The following is a 6,110-nucleotide window of genomic DNA, read 5'->3' as shown; positions in this document are numbered from 1 at the left end:
TTGAACCCGTGACGATGAGCTGATGGGCGGCCAGTGGCCCCGAGGTCCACGGCTGCTGGCCCCCACAGGCAATATCGGTGGTCCCCAACCGCACGATCGGGTGGTCCCCAAAGCTTCAAATACTCATGAAGCTCACACGTTCCGGTGCAGTCATCGTCATTGACAACGTCGTTCGTAACGGAGCTGTCGCTGACGCTGCTAGCGCTGACCCTAGAGTTCAAGGGGTACGTGCTGTCGCGGAAGAGATTGCAGCCCATCCCGACCTGGACGGTACGGCACTCCAGACAGTAGGCGAAAAGGGATGGGACGGACTCATCATCGCCCGGCGACGTTAAACCGGCGGGCCAAAGGCCGTACGGATGAAGACGTGACGCGTCTGGTTGAGTGGTCCAGAGCGACTTTGTGCCGACACCGGCAGGTAGGGTGAGCCCATGACCAGTCGAATTGGGGACCTCGTAGTCAAGGCCCAGGCCCCAGATCGGTTGAGCCGATTTTGGTGCGAAGCACTCGGGTACGAAATTTCGGCCAAAGATGAAACGGGGGTCGCTATCTCTGGGGCGTCGAATGCTCCGACGATTCTCTTCGAGCGTTCGGACGATACTCCCGCAAATGGAACTCTGCATCTCGATCTGTGTCCGACCGACCGCAGTCAAGCGGACGAGCTCGAGAGGCTCTTGTCCCTGGGAGCGAAGCGAACAGACGTAGTTCCGTCAGGGAGCTGGTACGTCCTCGCCGATCCGGAAGGCAATAGGTTTTGTCTCATGGCCAAACGCATCCCGATGGAGCCTGAAGACTTTCACGACTGATGCTGGCCAATCGAGCAGAGTGGGAGAGTCTCGACACTTCCTCGAGCGCAGGGCACGATGGTCTGAAGCAGACGCATAATCGCTGAGCCATGACGAAGGAGTCATTATTGCTGTTCGTGGGATCGATCGTCTTTCGAGTAACCGACATCGACCGGCAGGAAGAATTCTGGGTCAGCGCTCTCGACTATAAACGGCAGCACGCTACGGACGACTTTGTGCTCTTGTGTCCTCGCGCCGGGGGCGGACCGAATCTCTCCCTTGACATGGTGCATTCGCAGCGAGTCTTGCCGCCTCGCATCCACCTCGACCTGTACGCGGATGATCAAGACGCGGAAGTTGCCCGGCTCGCTGGTTTAGGCGCACGCGAGGTGCATTGGTCCGGCCGGCCGGCAGACGCTGATTACATCATAATGGAGGACCCGGAGGGGAACCGCTTCTGCGTCGTCGATGCTGGCGAATGAGCCACCGTCATAGATACCACCCACTTTGTAGATGACTCGCCTCTTTACATTGCGAATATCCAAATTTCACAACGACCGTCGCGCAAGATGGCAATCAACGAGATGCTTTGAGAAGGTCTCGCGGTTCGCCAAGGAAGCAGGAGTCGAATTCGTAACCAATATATTCGTCAGTCTGCACAAACTAGGCGGCATCTCTACATCTGCACCAGCGGCTGCCGACTTGAGAGGGGCCGATGTCATGCGGAAACTGACCTTTGCGATGAACGTGAGCCTGGACGGCTACGTCGCCGCTCCTGGAGATGATCTTGGCTGGACCACGCCGAATGACGAGGTGTTCCAGTGGTGGTCCGATCGGGTGGATGCGACTGCGCTGGCGCTGTACGGCCGGCGACTGTGGGAGGCGATGAGCTCTCACTGGCCGACGGCCGCCCAGCAGCCGGGGGTCACACCAGCAGAACACGAGTATGCGCGCAGGTGGCTGGACATGCCGAAGGTGGTGTTCTCTTCGACAATCAGTGCGGTCGACTGGAACGCGCGTCTGTTCTCCGGCGATGCCGTTGCTGAGATCACTCGGCTCAAGTCAGACGATGGTGGCCCCATGGACATCGTCGGCGCCACGCTCGCTTCCTCCGCCATGCGGGCCGGACTCATCGACGAATATATCCTCGTCACCTATCCGGTCCTGATCGGCGGCGGCACGCCCTTCTTCGCTGCACTCGACAACTGGGTGCATCTGAACCTGGTGGAGACTCAGTCATTTCCAGGCGGAGTGAATCTGATGAGGTATGAGACCAGAGTGTGATCGCTCATACGTCGAACTCACTGACGAGGTTCGACCGGCTCTTTCCGCCTGGTTCTTTACATTCGTGCACAGAAGTTGCGGCCGTGAGGCTCATTTCGGAGTCCTCTCTGCCTAATATTGCAGATATGGACACAAAGCCCAACGACCTGCTGGTGCTGCTCACGGTTTCCCGATCGGCCAAGTTCACGACCGCGGCACAAACTTTGGGCTTGAACCACACGACTATTTCCCGGCGCATCGCTGCACTGGAGAAGGCCCTCGGCGGTCGAGTGCTGTCCCGTGCCTCCGGAGGCTGGGAGCTGACCGACCTTGGTCAGGAAGCCGTCCGAGTCGCGGAGCAGATCGAAGGCGCGGTGCATGGTCTCGGTGATCCCCGTCGCGGTCCCGATCCGATCACCGGAGTCGTTCGGATGACGGCCACCGACGGATTCAGCGCCTATGTCGCGGCCCCCGCGGTCGCTAAACTGCGGCGTCAGCATCCAGGCCTCAGCGTGGAGATCGTGACCGTGACACGACAGGCCCTGCAGCAGCGTTCGGGCCTGGATATCGAAGTGGTCGTCGGCGAACCCCAGGTCCACCGGGCCGAAGCGTTCAAACTCGGCGACTACGAACTGGGCATGTATGCATCCAGGGACTATCTGGCCGAACACGGTGCCCCGGCCACCGAGGATGAGCTGACCGAACATCGCCTCGTGTACTTCGTGGATTCGATGCTCCAGGTCGATGACCTTGATGCCCCGCGTCGCCTGGTCCCCACCATGAAGGACGGACTGTCGTCGACCAACGTGTTCGTCCACGTCGAGGCCACCCGTGCCAGTGCAGGCATTGGATTCCTGCCCTGCTTCATGGCCGATCTCCACGATGACCTCGTCAGGCTCTTCCCCGACACCCTGTCCGAACGGCTGCCCTATTGGATGGTGCTGCGCCCCGATTCGATGCGTCGCCCCGCCGTTGCCGCCGTCGTGCAGGCGCTCCGGGATCAGACTGTCGCCCGTGGTGAAGTGCTGCTGGGGAGGGGCGCTCGTCCAGGAGAAGCTGGCTGAACTGCAGTTTCCGGTCACTTCGTATTCCAGCCTTCCGGTCAAGCGGAGTCGACATCGACCTCAACCGCTGCGGCGCCACGCAGGATCGCCACCTTCTCGGCCTCAGCTTCCACTACCTTCTTCGAACGGGCTGACAGCCGGTCGAATGATGTGACGGACATGTGCAGGTTCTTCCCCTTCTTGCGCGCTCGCCAGGTGCCGACGATTCGGCCGTCGACTAGGACTGTCCCCGGCTCACCGACGGTCTTGAACACGTCGCGATGGAACTGCTTGTCGATGATGGTCTCCCGATCGCGCCCCTGAATATAGGGGTCGCGCGGCGGGAGGAGCCGCACACCGGCTGGAGTGGGCGGTGACTGCAGGGCATCGAGATCCTCGGTCAGAACCCAGGCTTTGCGACCGTAGTCGACCTCGGTCATCTCGTTCTCGAGCAGGTCCCACCACGCCTCGCCTTCTCGCGCACGCACACCGAGCCACGAGGCGAAGTCTCCGCGCGTGGACGGCCCATAGGCATGCAGGTAGCGCCGGAGGAGCTCAGCCCGAGCGTCCTCCGGAGCCACGTCGGGAACGTCTGTGTCCAGCCATTCATCGAGCAGCACGAACGGTGCCTTTTTCCCGTCCCGCGGAGCGAAGCAGATGACCTGCTGCAAGGTGAGGATGCGCAGACAGAAATGGACGACACCCTCTCCCAGAGGCTGTCCCTTGGCGTACGGCCCCTCACGCTCCCAGTCGGCACGCTTCTTCTTCGGCAATTCGCGAGCGATCAGCTCGGTCATCTCGGCTCCCAGGTCATTGACCGTGAGCCTGCGACCGGACAACACGGATCCGATCGTGTCACGGGTCCGGTCGGCAACCTCGGCGAGGGACATCTCCAGCTTCTCGAGCGAGGCCTCGACACCGAGGATCAAGTGGCGGCGTCCATCCTCTGTGGGTGGGAGGACTCCAGTGGTGAAAACGGGAAGATCGCTTGTTGGAAAGAAGAAGGGTGCGCCGCGCATGGACCAGCTCTGCAACAGGCTCTTGTGCTCGGAGATCGCAGTGTTGACCGCTTCCCGAGCGACATCGGAGACGCGGGCATTGAGCGCGAGCAGAGCCGATCCGGGCGGACTGTTCTGAACCCCGCAGACTCCAGTGGCAGCGACCAGGGACCGCTTGTCCAGGCGCCGATTCAGGTTCTGCGCCTCAAGGCGGTACGCGATGACCTCGTCCCGGGTGACCTTCACGCTCATAGTTCCAGGCTATCGCGGCGGCTGCTCGGGCACATCGACGGAGTTTCTCAAGTTCAGAGGTCCATTGCGTAGACGAGGTGGATCGGCGACGAATGGGTGAGCGTGCGATCACGGTGCATGCCGATCTTCGCCGCTACGCGTTGGGAGGGTCGATTGTCGTGGTGGATGATCGCGACCAATCGGGACGCCAGCGCATGTGAACTGGCGAAATCACGGCAGGCGGTGGCCGCCTCGGCGGCGAATCCGAGATTCTGGGCAGAAGCCTTCACATGGAATCCGACCTCCAGGGCGGCAGCCTCGTTGACCTTCTGCCAGGTGAGACCGCAGTCTCCGATGAATTCGCCGTCGTGGGTTTCGATGACCCAGAGTCCGTGACCGTACTCGGCATAGTTGCGCTGATTCCAGTTGATCCACCCGGCCGCTTCCTCACGGTCCTTGGGGCGCGGGTAGTACTCCATGACCCGTGGATCGCCGAGGAGGTCCGCCATTTCGTCGAGATCATCCGGTGACATCTCACGGAATCTCAGGCGCGGCGTCGCGTTCGGTGGCATGGGCTTCAGGGTACTCCGCGTCAGCGCCACTAGGGTGGGTGTGAGCGAGGAAGGGAAGCGAATGAAGCGCACAATGCAGGTCAGTGACAGCATGATCATTGACGTCGATGCACTCACCTTGTGGGAACAGGTGGCGGATCCGACGCAGATGCCACGCTGGAGTCCCGAGAACACCGGTGCGCACACGCCTGCCGAATCCAGACCACTGCAGGTGGGCGAGGTCTTCGAAGGCAGCAACCGACGCAATCGGGCACGGTGGGTCACCGAATGCGTCGTCACCGCCTCGGAGCCGGGCCGCCGATTCGCCTTCGAAGTCCGCAAGATCGGTGCGAGTGCGCCGGCGATCAGCAGCGGAATCGCCACCTGGGTCTACGAACTCGAGGACCTCGGCGATCGCACACGGGTCACCGAAACGTGGAACGATGACCGCACGACCTGGCCGGACTGGGTCGCGGCAGTCGTGGACCGAGTGCTCACCGGCGGTAGTTCCTTCGCCGACTTCCAGCGAATGAACATCCACAGGACGCTGACGTCGATGAAAGACGAGTTCGCGGATGTGGGGACGACAGGGTCGTCCTGAACTGTGAGCGCGTTTCCGAGGAAGAATGCAGAAAAATGAGAAACGCGAAAGGATGGCCAGTATGGAACTCAAGGATCTGGTCAAGGCACTCAACAACGGTCAAACAATCGCCAGCGACTCGCCCCTCCACGAGGTCATGCATCGCAGCAGCCAGGAAGCACTGCGCATCACAGCCGAGCTCAACGGTTCGTATCACGAACCCGACGAGGTCCGGCAGCTCTTGGCATCGCTGATCGGCAAGCCCGTGGACAAGACGGTCACCATGTTCCCGCCCTTCCACACCGACTTCGGGAAGAACACGACACTGGGTCGACGGGTCTTCATCAATTCCGGGTGCAGCTTCCAGGACCAGGGTGGCATCAGGATCGGAGACGACAGCCTCATCGGCCACAACGTCGTGCTGGCAACCCTTAACCACGACATCTCCCCGGACCGCCGCGGAGACATGCATCCTGGCCACATCATCATCGGCCGCAACGTGTGGATCGGTGCGAATGTGACCGTCCTGCCCGGAGTGACCATCGGCGACAACGCCGTGGTTGCGGCGGCCTCGGTCGTGACCAAGGACGTGCGCGCAGGAACCGTCGTGGTCGGGTCGCCGGCACGCGTGGTGCGCTCGGTCAACGACTGAGCAGTTC

General features: G+C 61.5%; 8 protein-coding genes. 6 read left to right on the top strand and 2 right to left on the bottom strand.

Annotated elements, in window-relative coordinates; genetic code table 11:
* Positions 1-431 precede the first annotated feature (431 nt).
* From BAUR9175_RS11305 to BAUR9175_RS11290, 4 genes are all read left to right on the top strand, one after another.
* Positions 432-806 (top strand): VOC family protein, encoded by a 375-nt coding sequence (locus BAUR9175_RS11305; protein WP_009882787.1) that lies wholly within the window; start codon positions 432-434, stop codon positions 804-806.
* A 107-nt stretch (positions 807-913) separates the two neighbouring features.
* Positions 914-1,267 carry a VOC family protein gene (locus BAUR9175_RS11300; RefSeq protein WP_009882788.1) on the top strand — a complete coding sequence of 118 codons (354 nt, stop codon included), beginning with the start codon at positions 914-916 and terminating at the stop codon, positions 1,265-1,267.
* 238 nt (positions 1,268-1,505) lie between these two features.
* Positions 1,506-2,069: a dihydrofolate reductase family protein gene (locus tag BAUR9175_RS11295; RefSeq protein ID WP_096179141.1), complete on the top strand. Its 564-nt coding sequence runs from the start codon at positions 1,506-1,508 to the stop codon at positions 2,067-2,069.
* A gap of 125 nt (positions 2,070-2,194) precedes the next feature.
* Positions 2,195-3,112 (top strand): LysR family transcriptional regulator, encoded by a 918-nt coding sequence (locus BAUR9175_RS11290; protein WP_069601184.1) that lies wholly within the window; start codon positions 2,195-2,197, stop codon positions 3,110-3,112.
* A 38-nt stretch (positions 3,113-3,150) separates the two neighbouring features.
* Here the strand turns inward: BAUR9175_RS11290 and BAUR9175_RS11285 are convergent, their stop codons facing one another.
* Both BAUR9175_RS11285 and BAUR9175_RS11280 read right to left on the bottom strand, forming a co-directional pair.
* Complete coding sequence (locus tag BAUR9175_RS11285) at positions 3,151-4,341, bottom strand: winged helix DNA-binding domain-containing protein (protein ID WP_101583787.1); 1,191 nt, start codon at positions 4,339-4,341, stop codon at positions 3,151-3,153.
* 53 nt (positions 4,342-4,394) lie between these two features.
* Positions 4,395-4,892 (bottom strand): GNAT family N-acetyltransferase, encoded by a 498-nt coding sequence (locus tag BAUR9175_RS11280; RefSeq protein WP_069601182.1) that lies wholly within the window; start codon positions 4,890-4,892, stop codon positions 4,395-4,397.
* Positions 4,893-4,953: 61 nt separating this feature from the next.
* On the opposite strand from BAUR9175_RS11280, the gene BAUR9175_RS11275 reads away from it, so the two are divergent.
* The gene (locus tag BAUR9175_RS11275; RefSeq protein WP_009882793.1) at positions 4,954-5,472 is read left to right on the top strand and encodes an SRPBCC family protein; all 519 of its coding nucleotides are present in this window, start codon (positions 4,954-4,956) and stop codon (positions 5,470-5,472) included.
* A 61-nt stretch (positions 5,473-5,533) separates the two neighbouring features.
* A complete protein-coding gene (locus BAUR9175_RS11270; protein ID WP_069601180.1) occupies positions 5,534-6,103 on the top strand; it encodes a DapH/DapD/GlmU-related protein in 570 nt (189 codons plus the stop codon).
* The last annotated feature ends 7 nt before the right edge of the window (positions 6,104-6,110 follow it).

The organism is Brevibacterium aurantiacum, from assembly GCF_900169065.1.
GTDB classification, from domain to species: Bacteria; Actinomycetota; Actinomycetes; order Actinomycetales; family Brevibacteriaceae; genus Brevibacterium; species Brevibacterium aurantiacum.
Note: the sequence above shows the minus strand (reverse complement) of the source record. Positions and strands in the feature narration are given on the sequence as shown.

Bases quoted from the DNA above. Each gene is read 5' to 3' on its own strand.
- BAUR9175_RS11305 (WP_009882787.1), top strand. From the start codon at position 432: ATGACCAGTCGAATTGGGGACCTCGTAGTCAAGGCCCAGGCCCCAGAT.
- BAUR9175_RS11295 (WP_096179141.1), top strand. From the start codon at position 1,506: ATGCGGAAACTGACCTTTGCGATGAACGTGAGCCTGGACGGCTACGTC.
- BAUR9175_RS11290 (WP_069601184.1), top strand. From the start codon at position 2,195: ATGGACACAAAGCCCAACGACCTGCTGGTGCTGCTCACGGTTTCCCGA.
- BAUR9175_RS11285 (WP_101583787.1), bottom strand. From the start codon at position 4,341: ATGAGCGTGAAGGTCACCCGGGACGAGGTCATCGCGTACCGCCTTGAG.
- BAUR9175_RS11280 (WP_069601182.1), bottom strand. From the start codon at position 4,892: ATGCCACCGAACGCGACGCCGCGCCTGAGATTCCGTGAGATGTCACCG.
- BAUR9175_RS11275 (WP_009882793.1), top strand. From the start codon at position 4,954: ATGAAGCGCACAATGCAGGTCAGTGACAGCATGATCATTGACGTCGAT.
- BAUR9175_RS11270 (WP_069601180.1), top strand. From the start codon at position 5,534: ATGGAACTCAAGGATCTGGTCAAGGCACTCAACAACGGTCAAACAATC.